The organism is Paenibacillus macerans (assembly GCF_900454495.1).
Taxonomy (GTDB): Bacteria; Bacillota; Bacilli; order Paenibacillales; family Paenibacillaceae; genus Fontibacillus; species Fontibacillus macerans.
Genome location: NZ_UGSI01000001.1, coordinates 2,230,351 through 2,248,589 on the forward strand (window position 1 = coordinate 2,230,351; position 18,239 = coordinate 2,248,589).

Below are 18,239 nucleotides of genomic sequence, written 5' to 3' on the forward strand. Positions count from 1 at the left end.
GTTAGCTTGGATCAGTATTCCAAATCAGGCGTTTTTCACTTGAATCGGCTCTACCTTTTTCATCAGGAACAGATAGTTCACAATCGCAATTACGATCAGTACCGCGGAGAAAATCAGCGCCGGTACGAACGAGCCTGTGCTGGCTACGATGAAACCGGTAATGATCGGACCAACGACACCGCCCATGTTGGAGACGGAGTTTTGCATCCCCGCAACAACGGAGGTCATGTTCTTCGGAGCCACATCGCCCGGAAGCGCCCACACCTGGGAGGCAGCGACCGTTGTGCCGGACTTGGCGATACACAGCAGCACCACGGCGAGAACGGCAGATTCGGCAAAAGCAGCAAAACCGATGCAGGCGGCCATTAGGAGACCAATAACCAGAAAGAGCTTGCGTGTTGCGGTCAAGGATAGCTTTCCGCTTGAGTAAATCCGGTCGGATAACCAGCCTGCGGCCACCTCGGCAACCATCGCACACAGCAGCGGCAGTGAGGCTACGAACCCCATTTCGATCAGATTCATGCCCCGTTCCTTGACCAGATACGTGGGAAGCCATGTAATAAAGAAATAGGAGTTGTAGTTAATCATAAAGAACCCGATACACATCGCCCAAATATTTCTGTGCTTCAGCAAATGATACCATTTCATCGGCTGCTTGCTGTCAGTGCCCTCTTTCTTGGTCTGGCCCTCGCGGATGTGCTGCAGCTCCGCTTCATTGACTCCCTTATGCTCCTCCGGGGTTTCCTTGAAATAAAGGAGCCAGATGATGCCCCATATGACGCCGAGCACACCGATAATGACAAAGGTCATTTTCCAGCCGTACATGGCGATCAGCCAGACGATCAGCGGCATGGCAATGGCCCCGCCAAACTTGGAACCGCTGTCAAAAATACCGGATACGGTTGCTCTTTCCTTGTCCGGGAACCATTTGGACGCGATTCCCGCATTGCTCGGATAAGCCGCCGCTTCCCCGACGCCCAAGGCAACCCGGAAGCCGAGCAGTGACTTGAAGCCGGTCGCAAGCCCGGTCACCGCCGTCGCCAGCGACCACCAGATGACGGCGAAGCCAAGCGTCTTCTTTTGGCCGAAACGGTCGGCAAACCAGCCGGCCGGAATTTGCAGCAGCGCATAGGACCAGAAGAAGCCGGACAGGATAATGCCCATTTGCGCTTCGCTTAACGAGAATTCATCCGTCAAAAATGGAGCGGCAGCCGAAAGCACCGTGCGGTCAATATAGTTAATGGCAATCGCCGCCCACATCAGAAAGGCAATAACCCAGCGGACTTTGGACTTTTTGCGGACAGGTTTTGATTCAGTGGCGGTTGTCGGTTCATTAGCTTGCATGTTGTCTAACCTCCCTGTTCCCAAGTCGGGATACAATGTTAAGAATAATTACAGCCCGTTCACCACGTGCTGCGGCGACTTCTCATGGACGATTACGTCTACAATATTGCGGACACAGGTCATGCCAAGCGTGTTCACCGCGCCATCCGTATACCCTGCGATATGCGGTGCGGCGATAAAGTTCGGCAGCGTGAACAGCGGGTGCGCGGTCAGCGGTTCCTGCTCGAATACGTCCAGCGCGGCGCCTGCGATTCTTTTCTCCTTCAAAGCCTGATACAGTGCCTCCTCATTGACGATGCCGCCTCTGGATGCGTTTACCAGGAAGGCGCTTTCTTTCATCATAGAGAATTGGTCCGCTCCAATTAAATTGCGAGTTTGTTCGATCAGCGGCATATGCAGCGTAATGAAGTCGCTTTCGCTTAGCAGCTCGTCCAGCCCGGCCAGACGCACCTTCCACTGCTCCGCAAACTTATGGTCAGGGTACGGATCATACGCAAGCAGGCTCATATCGAATCCGCCCGCCCTGCGCGCGACCTCTTTCCCGATGCTGCCCAGTCCGATGATGCCCAGCGTCTTGCCGTAAACGTCCGTACCGAAAATTTTCGGCCACTCGCCTGCCTTGGTGCCCTGGTCAGCCGCCGGAATCTGCCTGGCAAGCGCCAGCATCAGCCCGAAAGCAAAATCCGCGACTGCATGTTTATTCGCGTTCGGAACGTTGGTCACCCAAACCTGCCGTTCCTTGGCCGCTTGCAGGTCGATGTTATCGACGCCTACGCCGTGTTTACACACAATTTTCAGGCTGGGAATCCGCTCAAGCACATGTCCGTTAATCGTATTAAAAGCAACGATAGCCGCGGCTGCACCCTGAGCCTCCCTGATAAAATCCTCCTCCCCGATATCAGCAGGCAGATGAACCAGTTCAAGGCCATGCTGCTCCAGGTAGCGGAACGGTTCATCCGAATATTTGCCGAACGACGGCGATGTGGAAACTACTTTCATCCTGAATTGCCTCCTTTATCTTAGTCTATACACGCTTTGGCGCCAGTTCGGCAGCGGAACGGATGGCGGCCAGCAGGCTTGCTTCATCCGCCTTGTTCTGCCCGGCAATATCAAACGCTGTCCCATGGTCCACCGAGGTGCGGATCACACCGCCTTTCAGGCCCACCGTAATGTTCACGCCTTCCTCCAGGCCCAGCACCTTGATCGGAATATGACCCTGGTCATGGTAGCAGGCCACCACGATATCGAAATCGCCGCGTACGGCCCGGAAAAACACCGTATCTCCCGGCAGCGGGCCTTCCACATGAATGCCTTCCGCCCGCGCTTTTTCGACGCCCGGTACAAGCTGCTTTTCCTCTTCGCCGTTGCCGAACAACCCTTTCTCGCCCGCATGCGGGTTAATGCCGCAGACGGCGATGCACGGGTTCGCGTATCCGGCGCGCTTGAGCGTTTCATCAGCCAACGCGATCACCTTATAAGTCCGTTCCGGTGTGATGGACTGAATGGCTTCAAGCAGCCCCTGATGCGTCGTCAGATGAATCACCTTCAGCTTGGGCGAGGACAGCATCATGGAATAGTCTTCCGTCCCGGTCAAATCCGCCAAAATTTCCGTATGCCCAGGATAGCGGTGGCCGCCCATATGCAGGGCTTCTTTGTTCAGCGGAGCTGTACAGATCGCCTGGATTTCCCCGGCTTTGGCCAGCTCGACCGATCGCTTCAGAAACTGGAACGCCGCATCTCCCGCGGCCGCCGAAAGCTGGCCGAAGGGCAGCTCCTCCGGCAGCAGGTTCTGATCCAGACAATCGATCGTTCCCGGTTCGAACCGGCATTCCTGAATGGAATGCACGGGGTTCAGCACCAGACCGGAGCCCGTCACGCTCAATGCCCGTTTCATGATTTTGGCGTCCCCAAGCACAACCGGCCGGCACTGCGCATACACTTCCCGATGTCCTAACGCTTTTACGATAATCTCCGGACCGACGCCCGCCGCGTCGCCCATCGTAATCCCGATAATTGGTTTCATAATGCCCCTCCTTGCAGTTTCAGCACCGCTTTCTCCATTACAGCTTCCGAGCCGAAGTTGCCCGCCTTGGTCACTGCGAAAATATCTTGTTCTCCGGAAAGTTTACCAAGCGGTATGCCGTTCTCCACCTCTGCCAGCAGCCGGAATTCATGCAGGTTCAGCCTTTGGAATACCTGATGCGCCGTGTCTCCTCCGGTCAGGAACAGATGCTGCAGGCCGTGTCTAGTCACCAGCTCTGCGGCGCATTGCCCCAGCGCCTGCGAGATCCGGTTGCTGATCTCCACTGGGCCAAAGCCGAACCGCTGCCCGGCCCTTCTTGTTTCCTCTACTTTATCCGACGAAAATAACACCACATGCCTGTTTTTCCCCAAGGCATCATCCGCCAACCGCCGCAGCTTCTCCAGTTCGGCCTCCATGACGGTTTCGCCGCTGATCACCCGAACTGCGTCCATTTCGATGCCCGTCACCCCGGCCACCTGCAGCACCCGCTCCAGCTGTCTGCGGCCAGCCGGGCTTACGCTGCCGACCACCAGCAGGACAGGCTTTTCCGATCTCGGCAGGGCCTCCTCGGTATGCACGCGGGACAAGCCGTAGGCCTGGGGCAGATACCGGATCAGCCCGGATGAGCCGGCCCAGATGACCGAATAGGATAGCGGCGCGATATGCTTCACGATCGTCTCCATGTGGGCTTCCGTTGCGGAATCCGCAACGATATAGGCAATCCGCTGTTCCTTGAACGCAGCCATCCGGGCTGCGATATGCTCCGTTCCTTGCTCCAGATCGGCTCTGGACAGATGTCCCACCTTCCGCTGCGCCTGATCGCCGATCAGCTTGACCAGGCGCGATTCCTGCACCGGCGTCTTGGGATCATGAGCAGCTTCCGTTTCATGCAGCTTTATGCCGTTCACATAATGAATCCCGTCGATCACCTGCCGTCCATTCCCGATATAAGCGGGAGCAATGATGACAAAATCCGGCGCAAACACGTCATATACCGCGTTGATCTCCTGCCCCACGTTCCCGCGCATGGTGGAATCCATTTTTTTGTACAGCACGTCAAAGGGCTCATTGCGGATTTGCCGGCATGCTTCCTGAACCGTCCGGTAGGCTTCTTCCCCGGACAGGGACCTGCTGTCCGTATTCAGGATCACCGCTTCGTTCGGAAGCGGATTTGTTTCCCGCCGCCCCAGGACAACCGACACCTGCAGGCCGTAATGGACGAGCTGTCCCCCGCAATCACTGGCGCCGGTCAGGTCGTCGGCAATGACTGCTATCCTCATGCCATCACCTTCAAGAGCTTTGCGGGAGCAGCTTGCGGTAGATCACTTTCATGTCTTCCACGCTGACCGGCTTCGGATTGTTGTTCAGCAGCCGGGTAACCTTCGCTGCGGAGAATGACAGCTCCTCGACATCTTCCTCGGATACGCCGTACTGCTGCAGATTTTGCGGGATGTTCAGCTCCTGCGTCCACTCGGCAATGCGCCGGATGACGGCCTCCGCGGCTTGCTGTTCGGACAGCCCGTGCACATCCAGGCCCATCGCAGCACCGGCGGTTCTCAGGCGGGGAGCCGCCGCGTCCATGTTGAATTCCATCACATGCGGCAGCAGCATGGAATTCGCCACCCCGTGGGCAATCTTGAATTTGCCGCCAAGCGGATAGGCCAGAGCATGCACCGCAGCCGTTCCGGCGCTGGTCAGCGCCATGCCGCCGTACATCGAGCCAAGCAGCATGTTCTCTCTTGCCTCAATGGACGAACCGTGATGATATGCCTCAAGAATGTTAGAGGCGATAAGGCGGATCGACTCCAGTGCAAACATATCGCTGAGCGGATTCGCCTTGTTGGAAATCAAGGATTCAAGCGAATGGGTAAAGGCGTCCATACCGGTGGCGGCGGTTACCGCCTGCGGCAGACCAAGCGTCACTATCGGATCAAGGATGACAAGCTGCGGCAGCAGATAGGGGCTGACCACACCGATCTTCAACTCTTCCTCCGGAATCGTCACAATCGCATTGGGTGTCACCTCGGCGCCGGTTCCCGATGTCGTAGGGATGAGCACCGTTGGAATGCCTGCCTGTTTGATCAGGTTTGTGCCCAGGAAGCCGCGGATCGAGCCGCCGTTGGCCGGCAGCACGGACAATATTTTGGCCGCGTCCAGAACGCTGCCGCCGCCGATGCCGATAATGACATCACAACTCGCACCCGCTGCACCCAATGTTTTTTGATATACCTCTTCAATATTTTCCAGCGTTGGCTCCGGCAAAATATCCAGCGTCACCTGCGCCTGAATGCCCTTCTCCGTGAGCTGCTTCAGCAAGCCGTCCAGGATGCCGGAGCTTTGGATAAACGGCTGCGCCACAACCAAAGCGCTGCGGATTCCGGCAGCCACGGAGTCCAAATGCTCGCCTAAAGTGTGAAGGCTATCTCTGCCGGCGATGATTTTGGCTGCTGTCTGAAACTGATACAAATCCTGCATCGTTAACTCTCCTTCCCATTATCTGTCTCTAATGTTTATCTCAGCATGTAGCTGCTGACCATCTCCTGTACAATCGCCAGGGCCTCGCCGGACAACTCGCTGACCGGCAGCTTCGGCGGACCGACAGGAATGCCGGACAATTCCACCGCTTTCTTCAGTACGGACGGCAAGGTACCGTATTTGAACGTATCGCGCAGCGGATTCAGCAGGTCCTGGGCCTTCTGCGCTGCTTCGAGATCCCCCTTGAGCCAGTTCTGGTAAATGGACACGACGACCTCAGGCAGCATGTTGGCCGTAGCCGCCACCGCTCCGCTGCCTCCGGCGTTTAACGTCTGCAGAATCAGGGAATCGGTGCCTGCCAGCACGGAAAAATCTTCGTCTTGCGTGGCCTGAATATACTGCTGAATGTTCTCAAACTTGCCGCTGCTGTCTTTAATGGCGACAATGTTGGGGATTTTGGCCAGCCGCGCCACCGTATCCGCTTCCAAATGAACGCCTGTGCGTGAAGGAATGTTGTACAGGAGTACCGGCAGCGCAGTGGATTCGGCGATTTTGGCAAAATGGACGTACAACTCCTCCTGTGAAGGAGCGATAAAAAACGGGGTAATGACCGATAAGGCATCTGCGCCAAGCTCTTCCATTTTCTTCGATAGTCCAATGACGTCCGCGGTTGCGTTCCCTCCGCTGCCCATGATAACGGGAACTGCGCCGTTCACCTCATCCACGACAATTTGAGCCAGCTTCAGCTTCTCCTGTTCATCCAGCAGATGAAACTCCCCGTTCGTTCCGAGGGCAAACACACCGTTAACACCTGCATCGATCATCCGCCGCGTGAGCTGGCGGGCAACCTGTTCATTCACTTGCTGCTCTTTTGTCAAAGGAGTCAGCATGGCGGGAATAATGCCTTTGAATTCCATGGTTAAGCCTCCTATATTCAAGTGTTCCTGTTTCAGAATTGAACTGTTTTCATATACAAGCGCTTTCAAATGTGATTATAGTCCCGTCTGTTCAATTTAACAACACATTTTGAAAAAATGTTCAAATTAAAAACAACATGTTTCATTATGAAACATGTTGTCCTGTTTAGCTAGTTACTTTATTTTCCTCCACAGCGTGGTCCGGCTGATGCCCAGGCGTTCGGCGGTTTTCACCTGATTCATGCCTTCCTCCAGCAACACCTGCTGGATAATCCGCTGCTCAATTTCCTCCAGCGTTCCGCTGAGATCAAAGTCCGGTTTCCCGTATTCGGTCCGCATCCGCCTGGTGGACAACACCTCGCTGATTTCCCCCTGCTCAATGTACAAGCCTTTGGCAAGCAGCACGGCTTCTTCGATCACCTGACGCAGCTGATGAATATTGCCGCGCCATTCAAACCGTTCAAGCTCCTCTCTCGCTTCATCTCTGAGCCCGACCACCTGCTTGCCGTACTTGGCGTTATATTCGTTGATGTACAGCAGAGAGAGGCCTTCAATATCCTCCTTGCGTTCCCTCAGCGAAGGCAGCGGCAGCGTGACTTCCGCCAGCCTGTAATACAGCTCCGCGCTGAATCCGCCGCTCTCGGTCCGCTCCAGAATATCCTCCCTGGAGGACACAATCCATTGAAAAGCAGGCGTTTGCTTGTCCAGATAGTCCGCCAATCTCTTCTGCTCAGCTTCACCAAGGGCGTCAATGTCGCGCAAAAATACAGTGCCGCGCGCAAGACTGCCGAACAGTTCCTCATTCCGCTCCTCATTCAGCAGCATGTCCCACAGATCCTGTGAAGCCAGCCCGCATTCGATTTTCAGAAACGGCCGCAGCCCTCTTTCGCCGCCAAAATGAATAAACTGAGCCAGCAGCTCTTTGCCTGTCCCTTTTTCCCCGGAAATCCAGACGGAAAGCTGCTGATCGCGATAGCTCCGCGCTTTGTCCAGCGCATGCCTCATCTCGCTGTTATGGCTGACGATGTTGCCGGCCACCTGGGCCGCGCGAAAGCCGGCCTCAGCCGGTACAAGGGAAGCCCCCCGCAGCCTAAGCTCATCCCGGCTTTTGCCGCCCGCGATCCGCAATACGGCCAATGGCCCGTCCGGACCCGGCAGCGGGTAACCGCTGACCCGCCAGATTTGCTCCGCCTGCTCCAGCATGGTATGGAACGTACCCTCCGTTAGGATCTCGCGGACGATACGCCCTATTTTTTCTGAATCCATAAAAGGGGCCATCTGCCGGTTGAAATACGGATTGCCGAACACCTGCCGCTGCTCGCGGTCATAAACAGCCACCCCCGCCTGCTCTGCCTGAAGCACCTGGTAGGCCATGCCGTATTCCCGTTTGCACGCTTCAAACAGCGCATGCCACTTCCGCGCCTGCTGGAAGGAACGCAGCACGCTCTCTTTGCCCGAGGTCAGCAGAAAACCGATCAAACCCAGCTTTTCCGCTTCCTTAACGGTAATGACGTCCCCGACGATAATCTGATACCCCTGCTCCCGCAGCTCCTGCAGCACCTGGCCAACCCCGGATTCATCCTGAACCGTGTAGGAGGAAATTTTCATATCCAGCACCTCGCACACCGCCGCCGCGCCGGCGACCACCTGGGCGAAGCCAACGATCGCCACCTTGCCGGGATATCCTTTGGCCAGCGTCAGCACCCTCAGCATATCGTAGCCGGACACTTCAATCTCAACGACAGGAATGGCGACCCTGGACTGGATCAGCTTGGCCGTGCCGCCGCGGCTGATAATGATATCCGTCCCGCTGCTCGCCGCTTCCTCGGCATATTTCAACCCCTGCTGCAAATCCCCGGTTTCCACCCTCAGCTCCATATCCTGGCCTTCCGCCAAGCTGAGAATCATTTCCTTCAATCCTTCATACGGCGCAATCGCCAGTACCTTCACGTCCATCATCCTCTGTTTCAGAGATAAACATTTCTTAGTTACACTATAATCAAGATGAACGTACTGTTTCAATAACTTACAGTCCAAATGGTACTGCTCCGACTCCATCGGCACGAGGTCCAGCTCTCCTTAGGAGCCCGCGAGCCCACGTTCGGGATCTTTCCCCTAAAGATGAGAGGTAAATAGAGGCATTTGTTTCAGGCCAAATTGATCTCTTTAATTTGGGCAGGCGGGATTTTCGGCTTGCGGTCCTCTGTCAGCAGTCCGTTGATTTCCTGCTGCACATCGGCAAGCTGGGTGTAACAGTAGCCGCAAATATAATCCAAGCTTTTGATCGCCCGTGTCAGGCCTTCGAACCGTTCGAGGAATTCCGCTTCCGTTAAGACCTGGCGGCCATACCCCCAGCCTTTGTCCGACCTAAAGGCGATCCCGCCAAATTCGCTGATGATGATCGGCTGCCCGCGGTACCCGTAGCCTTCGGCCAAAGCGTATTTCCAGTGATTGCAGGTTGTTTCCCTATTTACGATAGCATCCTTGCTGTCTTTATACCGCCGCAAAAACCCGTCGCCCGTTTCCACGTAATCATGGAGCGTCAAAATATCGGAAACGGTATGCTCCCAGCCGTCGTTCGTAATGACCGGACGGTAGGGATCGACCGCTTTGGTGAGATGGTAGATGCCTTCGGTAAATTTCTGCTGCCTTACGTCACGGAGGATGGACGGAATGCCCCACGATTCGTTGAACGGCACCCAAGTAATAATGCTGGGGTGATTGTACTGTTGATCGACGATTTCCAGCCATTCCTTCGTAAACGCCTCAATCGCACGGTCGTGAAATTCGAAGGTCGCGGCCATTTCCGACCAGACCAGCAGCCCTTTGACGTCGCACCAATAGAGAAAACGGGCATCCTCGATCTTCATATGCTTGCGCACACCGTTGTAGCCCATTTCCAGCATCCGGTCGATATCGGCAATGATCGCTTCCTCGCTGGGCGGCGTTAAATGGCTGTCCGTCCAATAACCCTGATCCAAAATCAACCTTTGATAGAACGGCGCATTGTTCAGCAGCACCTGGCCGTTCTCGATCGAAATCTTTCTCATCCCAAAGTAAGAAAAGACCCGGTCAACCACCTGATCTTCCGCATACAGCACAAATTCCACGTCATATAAATTCGGATGCTGCGGCGACCAGAGGCATTTTTTCCACGGCCCGTTTGCCTCGTGCACCAAATCAACCTCCACCGACAAGTTCGGGCGATCCGCTGCCAGCGCGACCCGCTTCACCGGCTTGCCCTTCAGCGTCACGATCGCCTCCAACCGCAAATCACCGGGTTTTTCCACGCCGCTTATCCGGTAATCGAAACGGACCGTGGAGCGGTCGATATCCGGTGTAATTTTGACCGCGTCCAGCCGCTGCGCCTCCACGAATTCCAGCCAAACCGTCTGCCAAATTCCCGTTGTCTGGACATAAAAGCACTCGAAGCTGTCCTTGGTCCAACGCTGCTTCCCCCTCGGCTGTGTGCAATCGTCGCTATCCTCTACTTTTACCGTAATTTGATTGTCTGCCCCGAAAACCAGATAAGGGGTGATATCGAAGCCAAACGCCGCGTAACCGCCATGATGGCTGCCGGCCATCCTGCCGTTGATCCATACTTTGGCGATATAATCCACCGCCTGAAAGTGCAGGATCACCCGCTTGCCTTCGGCCTCCTTCGGGATATGAACCGATTTGCCGTACCAGACCTGCGGGTGGAATTCCTCGATGCCGATCCCGCTGGCCTGTGTTTCGTACGTAAAGGGAACGGTAATCGTATGCGTTCCCGCAAACTTTTCCGGCCAGTTCTCTTGCTCGCCGACATTGTCGTCGTCGAAACGGAAGTCCCATGCGCCGTTCAAATTGAGCCAATGCTCCCGGACGAACTGCGGCCTGGGATAATCCTTCTCATAAGCTCCGGTTGTCACTGTTCTCCTCCTGTTCAATTGCACGGAATAATGCGGCCCTGTTCCATATGAAATACGCCAGAAATCTAACGATTGTATCCGTCGCTATTTGGCGAAAAATGGCCCTTTCTAAATTTTAACGGTTGTGAGCGCTGCTAACTGCTCTAATCTGAGCCAAAACAGCCGAGTTTTAGCTAAATAAGCGCCACGGCAACCGTTAGAGTTTGAAAACGGCGTTGATGGAGCAAATAGCGGCTGCGGCATCCGTTAGAATGGAAATGGATTCTACTAGGCCCGTTCGGTTTTAATCTCCAGCGCGTACACTGACGCCGGGCGCAGCGGGCAGCCTTGCCGCCAGGCAGCAAGCGGCACCGTTCGCGATTGGCAGGCGATGCGGTCCGGCTCGAATACGGAATTGATCGCTTCAAAGGAATCGCCCGTAATTTCGTGCAGCAGCAGTGTGTCCCCGGACGGCTCTAGCCCAAGCAGATTCAGCTCGGCGCGGACTTCCCCGAGGCTGCGGTTGACGATAAAGACGGTGACGACGCTCCCGTCTTCGTTCACGCACGCCGCCACGTCCAAGTCCGGCAGCGCGCCGAGATCAAACGGAGCCGGCTTGTTCGCGCGCACGGCGAAGGTGCCGCACGCCACGTCGGCGGGAAGCAGCCGCCGGATGTCCCGGTTCGCGTACAGCTTCAACACTTCGTAGGTCGGCGTGCCGTACACCGTGAGCGGCTGGCCGCTCCAGCCCGGCGTTTTGCCGCAATATTGGTCGGCGTAATAATCGCCCACGCGAATGCAGCCGCCGAGCCAGCCGTTTACGAGATCGGAGAAGCTGCCGATGTGCACGATGTCGCTTGCGCGCAGCATTTCATTGAGATTCGCGGCGTTCGCCACCGCCGCTCCCAGCGTATGCTCATCCGGCAGCCCTTTCCGCACCGTGTTCGGATAATACATCGTGTTGTATTCGGTGATCGCCACCTTCACATGGCGATGCTTCTCGTTCAAGCTGATCTGCTCCAGCGTTCGCCGGAGATCTTCCCGGGTCCACTCGGGAAAAGAAGCGATCGCTTTGTAGCGCTCTTCGGCCGGCGTATCCCGGTCCATCCCGAAACGACCGTATCCGTGGTACAAATGCAAGGTCAAATAATCGATATGTTCGCCCGCGATATCAAGCACCGCCCGGTTCCATTCCTGATCGGTATGCCCGCAGGCCAAAATCACAAGCGACGGGTCCGCCGCCTTCATCGCCTCGGCAAACGTTACGCAGCGCTCCGCAAAGCGGCCCGCGGAGCAGGTGCCGACCTGCCACCCGCCCCACACTTCATTGCCGATCTCCCAATACCGGACGTTGTACGGCTCGGGATGTCCGTTCGCCGCCCGCTTCGCCCCCATCGGGGTATCCATGCCGCCGTTGCAGTATTCCACCCACCGCGCGGCTTCCTCGGGCGTCCCCGACCCGTCGTTGACGCAGATCAGCGGCTCCACCCCAAGCTCCCGGCAAAAGCGGATAAATTCGTCCGTGCCGAAATATTTGCACGTCCACCCGCCCCACGCTTCGTTGTACATCACCGGCCGCTCCAATACGGGGCCGACGCCATGCTCGAAGTGGTAAGCGCTGATGTAGTTGCCGGCCAGCCTCATCATGCCGGCGTTCAGCGCCCGCGCCATCTCCATCACTTCGCGCTTCACCCCGCCGATATGGTCCGCCGGCAGCAGGGATACGTGATCGAGCCACAGCATGCCGGTGGACACATGATCGTTCCATCTCGGGTGGTCGGCCGGCACGTACACCCGGATTTCGGCGTTGGCGCAGGCGCGGGAGACGGACAACTTCGCCTCGTATTCCCGCCAGTTATGGCTGCCCAGGTCGATCCTAACAAGCCCAAGCAGCTCTCCCGTGCACCGGTCCGCCGCCTCGACGATCACGTATTTCAGCTCGACCGACGCCCGCGCCACCAAGCGCACCGCATATTCGCTCGGCCCCTCTAAAGCGGCCGCCTGCGCGATCCCGGCATCCGCCTCGTCGTCGCTCAAGACGCGAATGCGCACGGCGCGGCCCGAGTGCTTCGGCGCCGGCGCCTCCAGCGCGTACCGGGTATTCCGCCCGTTCGTATAAGCGCTCCAAGCCCCGGAAACCGCACCTCTGCCTTCGGCGCCGCTTTCAAAATCCATGTCTTTGAGCGGATAGGCCAGCATCGCCTCCATATGGTCGCGGATATCCTCCACAAAATGCCCGAACAGGTACGGGTTCACCGTAGGCCCGCTGGCCCGGCCGCCGTCAATCGTAATCTTCGCGTTTGCCTTCAACCTGATCCCTCCCAGCTTTTTTAAGTATTAGAAAGTATGAGCTTCGGAGCCGCTTAACCTTTAATCGACCCAATCATCACGCCTTTGACGAAATGCCGCTGCACAAACGGATACATGATGAGCACCGGCAGGCTGGAGACGATAATGACCGCATATTTGATGCTCTCCGCCAGCAAAACCTTGTCCTCCATCCCCACAAGTCCGTCCACCGCGTCCGATTGGCTGATCAGCAAAATTTCGCGCAGCACCAGTTGCAGCGGATACAATTCTTCGCTGCGGATATATATGAGCGCGTTAAAAAACGAATTCCAGTGTCCAACCGCGTAAAACAGCACCATGACCGCCAGGATCGGCTTCGACAACGGCAAAATGATGCTGGCGAGCAGCCGCCAGTTGGAGCAGCCGTCCATATGGGCCGCCTCCTGGAGCTCCCAGGGAATGCTGGACTGAAAATACGTCCGCATGACGATCAGATTGTACGTCGAAACCGCCCCCGGCACGATCAAGGCCCACATCGTATCGACCATCCCCAGGTCTTTGACCAGCAAGTAAATCGGAATCAGCCCGCCGCTTAAAAACATCGTCAGCGTCACGATCAGCATCAGCCCTTTACGCAGGGGCAGATCCGGCCGCGACAACGGGTACGCCGCCAGCAGCGTCATAACGATGTTGACGGCCGTGCCGACCGCCGTATAAAGAATCGAATTGGCATAACCTCTCCAGATTTTGTCGTTATCCAAAATATTGGCGTAAGCGTCAACCGTAACGCCCTTCGGCAGCAGCCACACTTCCCCGCCCAGCACCTTGGCCGGATCGCTGAACGAAGCGCTAACCACAAACAGCAGCGGATACAACACGATGACGATAATGACCGCCGCGATCAGGTACACAAGCCAATCAAACCACCGTTCGTCAGCCGGGCCGGCCTGCGCCTTGGGCGCCGCGGCTCGTTTGGACATCTGCCCCGCCTCCTTTACCATAAACTCGTCTCCGACGTTTTGCGGGCAAAACGGTTCACCAGAAGCAGCAGCGTCAGATTGATCACCGAATTGAACAGCCCGATCGCCGCCGTGTAGCTGTATTCCCCCTGCAGAATCCCGGTCTTGTACACGAACGTGGAGATCACGTCGCTCGCTTCGAGGTTCAGATTGTTTTGCATCAGCAGTATTTTCTCAAACCCGATGTTCATAAACTGCCCTACGTCGAGAATCAGCAAAATGACGATGACCGGCACGATCCCCGGCAATGATACGTGCCGGATGCGCCGCAGCCGGGAAGCCCCGTCCATTTTGGCCGCTTCGTACAGCTGCGGATTGATCCCGCTGAGCGCCGCAATATAGATGATCGATTGCCAGCCCATGTTCTGCCAGATATTTGAGCCGATAAAAACGGTCTTGAACCAGCCGGCGGATTCCATAAACCGGACCGGTTCGCCGCCGGACGCCTGGATCAGCTGGTTGACCGGACCGGCGGGCGACAGCAGCACCGTCAAGATGCCCACGATGACGACCACCGAAATGAAGTGCGGGATATAGGTGATGTTCTGCAGCAGTTTGCTGTACGTTTTGCTGCGGATCTCGCCGATCAGCAAGGCCAGCAGAATCGGAATCGGAAAGGCGACAACCAAGGAAAACAGATTGATCGACAGCGTATTCCACAGCAGCCGCCCGAAATAATACGAATCGAAAAAGCGCGTAAAGTGATCGAAGCCAACCCATTCGCTGCCGGCGATTCCTTTCGCCGGATTGAAATTTTTGAAGGCGATCTGCAGCCCGTAGAGCGGCCCATAGTGGAACAGCAAATACCAGGCTAGCGGCAAAAGCAGCATGAGGTACAGGTCGTACCTTTTGGCGATCTCCCGGGCCAGCCGGGGGCCCCGTTTCGAATGGTTCCGGGGCACTGCGGCGGCTGGCGGGGCCTCCGTGTTTTTCATGGAAATCCACTCCTTATCCGCACAAGTTCCTCATCAATGCTGCATCTTGTCGTAAGCTTCCTGATACAGCTTCTCCAGCTCGTCCAGCTTCATCTTCTTCAGCGTGGACTGGAATTCATCCCATTTGTCAAAGCTCAGCGCCCCGGCGATAAACTTGGTGCTTTGCTCTTCGTAATATTTGTCGATGTCGGTCCGCAGGATATTGACCTCCTGCGCCGTCTGCTCGTCAAACATCGGGGCCGCGTAGCGAACCTGCGGCATATACGGATCAAGCTGCTGCTGCGCCTCCTGCACCTGCGGAGGATTGATGTAGGAAGCGACCTTTTCGCTGATCAGATGGGGCGCTCCGCCTCCGGCGTAGGGGGTGATTTTCGGCTGGGTCTCCGAAGTCGAGTATTCCGGCTTATAGTAGGGAATGCCGTCCTTCAATTCATAATGCTCGCCTTCCCGGCCGAACCGCAGCAGCGTAGCTCCTTCGTCGCTAAAGAAATAATCGATCCAGCGCATGGTCGCTTCCGGGTATTTATTGACCGAAGTGATCGCAAAAGCTCCGAAATCCCGCGGCACCGGCAAGGCCTGGGCTTGCAGCCGGTCCCCGTGCGGCCCTGCGGGAGGTGCGATCCCTTCATATTGATCCGCGATCGGCAGGAAGTTGTTGTTCGTCTGATCGAAGAACACTCCCGTTTTACCCGAGCCCTGTTTGGCCAAATACTGCGCTTCCGTATGCGAGAACACTTCCGGGTCGAGCAGCTTCTCTTGATAAAGCTTGTTCAGGTACATCAGCATCTCTTTGTTGCGGTCGCTGCCCATCCAAATTTTCACCTTGCCGTCGACGATGTTAATGTTGTAGCCAAGCTGCTGGTCCAGGCCAAACGACCCGCTCATCATCGTGACGATATGCAGGCCGACGCGGGCGGTCAGCGGAATTTCGTCCTTTTGCCCGTTGCCGTTCGGATCCTGGTCACGGAAGGCCGCCAGCACGTCGTACAGCTCGTCCGTCGTCTCCGGTACCTTCAGGTTCAGCTTCTCTAACCACGCTTTGTTGATCCATTTCTTGTCCGTACGCGCCGCGGCCAGCGTCACGATGCCCGGTACCGCGTAAACATGCCCTTCCGGCGTCGTGATCGCGGCGCGGATTTCCGGGTACTGCTCCATCAGCTTCGTTAAATTGGGGGCGTATTCGGCAAGCAAATTTTCCAGCGGGATCAACTGGCCGCCCGCTCCGTAGCGGACCGCTTCGAGCGGCGTCAGACCGGACCGGTACAAAGCGTCGGGAAGCTCGTTGGACGCGAACAGCAGGTTTTTCTTCTCCTGAAAACCATCCGTCGGCGCTTCGATGAATTTTACCTGCACATGGCTCATTTTCTCGTAGTCCTGAAACACCGGCATATCTTTAAACGGCCCGTTAACCGGGGCAATCCGGGTGAACATCGTCAACTGAATCGGTTCCCGCACGATCGGAAAACCGTCCTTGCTCACCTCATTTGACGCCGCCGCCTGCGGGGCGGGCTCGTTGCTTTTGCCGGCGCCGGAGCTGCACCCGCCCAGCACCAAACCGGCGATGATCATCATGCTTAACGCCGATCTTTTCCAGTGTTTGCGCATTGTTTACGACCTCCTTTTCTTATCGCCGAACCCATGATGTAAGCGTTTCCTATGATGTGCGTTCATTATAGTCCAGCCTTTGAAGACCGCATATTATAAAAATATGACTATTTACTCCACTATTTTTACGGGCCGGTTCATATAATCTTGCGGCGTCATCCCGGTCAGTTCCTTAAATACTTTAAAAAAATAATTGTACGTCGTAAAACCCACCTGGCTGCTGATTTGCTTGACCGAACAGCGGCCGCTTTCCAGCAGCTTGCGGCTTGCGTCGATGCGCACACGGTTGACATACTCGGAGAACGTCGCCCCCGTTTCTTCTTTAAAGATCCGGCTCAAATACGAAGGGTTCAGTCCGATCGCCCCGGCCGCCAGCTCCAAGGTAACATAGCCCTGGTACCGTTCCAGAATCAGCATGATCGCCTGCGACACATGCTGCGAATACGGGCCGGCCGCACGCTGCCGCTTCAGCCGTTCCAGCAGGGCTTCATAATAAGACGAGATCCACTGCTCCAGTTCGTCCACGGTGCCGATCTTCCCCAAAGCTGCGCGCGAAGGCCACCCGCCCGCGGCGGCTTCGTCCGTGGCGGCTTCGTCTGCTTCGTCCGCCGGCAGCCATTTCTTCCGCGCCTTGTTCCCGATCGAAAGCAGCTCGCTGACGATCATTTGCACCGGCAGGGCATGGACCGGCTGCCGGCGTACGCTGGCGAACACGGACGCGATTAACCGCAGCGCGCCTTCCTTGTCCAGATTTTCTATGGTAAGCAATAGCTGCTTCTGCTCCTCGATGGTCAAGGCGACGCGTTTGCTGCCGGTTCCCGTTTTCGCTCCGGCCGGGGATGCGTCGAGAGCCCGTTCGGCCGAGCGGTAGCTGGCTTCGAGCTGCGCCAAGCTGCCGCCGAAATGGCCGACGGAATAGATGCATTTCAGATTCAGGAACAGCTCGAGCGAGTGGCGCAGCTTGCTCATTAGCCTGGCGGCCTCGCTTGCGGCCGCTTGCTCACTGCGCTCCCGGAACGCCAGAACGACAGCCAAGCGCCCGTTCCCGACATAAGCCGCCATGGCTCCCGGGAGATCGCCCAAACTTTGCTGCATGACGTCAACAGCCTGCTGCATCAGCCGGTTCGTCTCCACGTCGCTGTGCGATTCCGTCAGCAGCCGGAAGGAGACGATTTGCACCGCCGCCGCCGTATAGCACACCGCGCCCGCAAGCAGGCCGCTTTGCCGGGCATAGGCTTCCAGCTCCCGGGCTGCGCCCGGTTTTCCCCGCACGCAGTCAGCGATATGCTCGCGAATCAGCCGCGTACCGGCGCTTGCCGCCATCTCCAGATCCCCGCCCCGACTCTCGGCCGGCCGCTCCCGCAGCTCCAAATCCTCGACCGCCTTGCGCAACGCGGCCATCAGCGTCCCGCCGTCAAGCCGGTGCTTGAGCAAATAATCGGCCGCTCCGTTTTTCAGGCATTCGCGCACATAATCGTAATCGTCATAGCTGCTGAGCATGATCGTTTTGACGGAAGGAAACCGCTCCCCGATCGCGCGCTGGAGCTCCACCCCGTTCATGCCCGGCATGTTCACGTCGATGATGGCGACATGAGGCCGGGTTCGTTCGATCATCCGCAGCGCCGTTTCCGCATCGTAAACTTCTCCGCACAGCTCGAAGCCGTTACCTATCCAACCCGGCAGCGACCCTACATGTTGATGGACCAATGGCTCGTCATCGACCAAAAGCACTTGGAACATGG

The 18,239-nt window shown here is 56.8% G+C and carries 13 protein-coding genes; all 13 read right to left on the reverse strand.

What is annotated here, in order from left to right:
- Positions 1-24: 24 nt before the first annotated feature.
- The 13 genes from DYE26_RS10055 to DYE26_RS10115 all read right to left on the reverse strand — a co-directional run bounded on the left by DYE26_RS10055 (position 25) and on the right by DYE26_RS10115 (position 18,237).
- Positions 25-1,344 (reverse strand): MFS transporter, encoded by a 1,320-nt coding sequence (locus DYE26_RS10055; protein ID WP_036623929.1) that lies wholly within the window; start codon positions 1,342-1,344, stop codon positions 25-27.
- Positions 1,345-1,392: 48 nt separating this feature from the next.
- Positions 1,393-2,343, reverse strand: a complete 951-nt coding sequence (locus DYE26_RS10060; RefSeq protein ID WP_036623930.1) for a phosphoglycerate dehydrogenase — start codon at positions 2,341-2,343, stop codon at positions 1,393-1,395.
- Positions 2,344-2,368: 25 nt separating this feature from the next.
- A complete protein-coding gene (pdxA, locus tag DYE26_RS10065) occupies positions 2,369-3,367 on the reverse strand; it encodes a 4-hydroxythreonine-4-phosphate dehydrogenase PdxA (RefSeq protein ID WP_036623931.1) in 999 nt (332 codons plus the stop codon).
- Positions 3,364-4,647, reverse strand: a complete 1,284-nt coding sequence (locus DYE26_RS10070; RefSeq protein ID WP_036623932.1) for a four-carbon acid sugar kinase family protein — start codon at positions 4,645-4,647, stop codon at positions 3,364-3,366. The genes pdxA and DYE26_RS10070 overlap by 4 nt, the downstream gene beginning before the upstream one ends.
- A 10-nt stretch (positions 4,648-4,657) precedes the next feature.
- Entirely contained in the window at positions 4,658-5,842 is a 1,185-nt protein-coding gene (locus DYE26_RS10075) for an iron-containing alcohol dehydrogenase (RefSeq protein ID WP_036623933.1), read from the reverse strand.
- A 35-nt stretch (positions 5,843-5,877) separates the two neighbouring features.
- On the reverse strand, positions 5,878-6,759 hold the full coding sequence (gene dapA / locus DYE26_RS10080) for a 4-hydroxy-tetrahydrodipicolinate synthase (protein WP_036623934.1): 882 nt from the start codon (positions 6,757-6,759) through the stop codon (positions 5,878-5,880).
- A 174-nt stretch (positions 6,760-6,933) separates the two neighbouring features.
- Complete coding sequence (locus DYE26_RS10085) at positions 6,934-8,709, reverse strand: sigma-54-dependent Fis family transcriptional regulator (RefSeq protein ID WP_036628363.1); 1,776 nt, start codon at positions 8,707-8,709, stop codon at positions 6,934-6,936.
- Positions 8,710-8,906: 197 nt separating this feature from the next.
- Entirely contained in the window at positions 8,907-10,670 is a 1,764-nt protein-coding gene (locus tag DYE26_RS10090) for a glycoside hydrolase family 2 protein (protein ID WP_036623935.1), read from the reverse strand.
- 267 nt (positions 10,671-10,937) lie between these two features.
- On the reverse strand, positions 10,938-12,959 hold the full coding sequence (locus DYE26_RS10095; RefSeq protein ID WP_036623936.1) for an alpha-L-arabinofuranosidase C-terminal domain-containing protein: 2,022 nt from the start codon (positions 12,957-12,959) through the stop codon (positions 10,938-10,940).
- 53 nt (positions 12,960-13,012) lie between these two features.
- On the reverse strand, positions 13,013-13,918 hold the full coding sequence (locus DYE26_RS10100) for a carbohydrate ABC transporter permease (protein ID WP_036623937.1): 906 nt from the start codon (positions 13,916-13,918) through the stop codon (positions 13,013-13,015).
- A gap of 14 nt (positions 13,919-13,932) precedes the next feature.
- Positions 13,933-14,892 (reverse strand): ABC transporter permease, encoded by a 960-nt coding sequence (locus DYE26_RS10105; RefSeq protein ID WP_036623938.1) that lies wholly within the window; start codon positions 14,890-14,892, stop codon positions 13,933-13,935.
- A 33-nt stretch (positions 14,893-14,925) separates the two neighbouring features.
- Complete coding sequence (locus DYE26_RS10110; protein WP_036623939.1) at positions 14,926-16,497, reverse strand: extracellular solute-binding protein; 1,572 nt, start codon at positions 16,495-16,497, stop codon at positions 14,926-14,928.
- A gap of 111 nt (positions 16,498-16,608) precedes the next feature.
- On the reverse strand, positions 16,609-18,237 hold the full coding sequence (locus DYE26_RS10115; protein WP_036623940.1) for a response regulator transcription factor: 1,629 nt from the start codon (positions 18,235-18,237) through the stop codon (positions 16,609-16,611).
- Positions 18,238-18,239 lie beyond the last annotated feature (2 nt).

Bases quoted from the DNA above. Each gene is read 5' to 3' on its own strand.
- DYE26_RS10060 (WP_036623930.1), bottom strand. From the start codon at position 2,343: ATGAAAGTAGTTTCCACATCGCCGTCGTTCGGCAAATATTCGGATGAA.
- DYE26_RS10100 (WP_036623937.1), bottom strand. From the start codon at position 13,918: ATGTCCAAACGAGCCGCGGCGCCCAAGGCGCAGGCCGGCCCGGCTGAC.
- DYE26_RS10115 (WP_036623940.1), bottom strand. From the start codon at position 18,237: ATGTTCCAAGTGCTTTTGGTCGATGACGAGCCATTGGTCCATCAACAT.
- DYE26_RS10055 (WP_036623929.1), bottom strand. From the start codon at position 1,344: ATGCAAGCTAATGAACCGACAACCGCCACTGAATCAAAACCTGTCCGC.
- DYE26_RS10110 (WP_036623939.1), bottom strand. From the start codon at position 16,497: ATGCGCAAACACTGGAAAAGATCGGCGTTAAGCATGATGATCATCGCC.
- dapA (WP_036623934.1), bottom strand. From the start codon at position 6,759: ATGGAATTCAAAGGCATTATTCCCGCCATGCTGACTCCTTTGACAAAA.
- DYE26_RS10075 (WP_036623933.1), bottom strand. From the start codon at position 5,842: ATGCAGGATTTGTATCAGTTTCAGACAGCAGCCAAAATCATCGCCGGC.
- DYE26_RS10105 (WP_036623938.1), bottom strand. From the start codon at position 14,892: ATGAAAAACACGGAGGCCCCGCCAGCCGCCGCAGTGCCCCGGAACCAT.
- DYE26_RS10070 (WP_036623932.1), bottom strand. From the start codon at position 4,647: ATGAGGATAGCAGTCATTGCCGACGACCTGACCGGCGCCAGTGATTGC.
- pdxA (WP_036623931.1), bottom strand. From the start codon at position 3,367: ATGAAACCAATTATCGGGATTACGATGGGCGACGCGGCGGGCGTCGGT.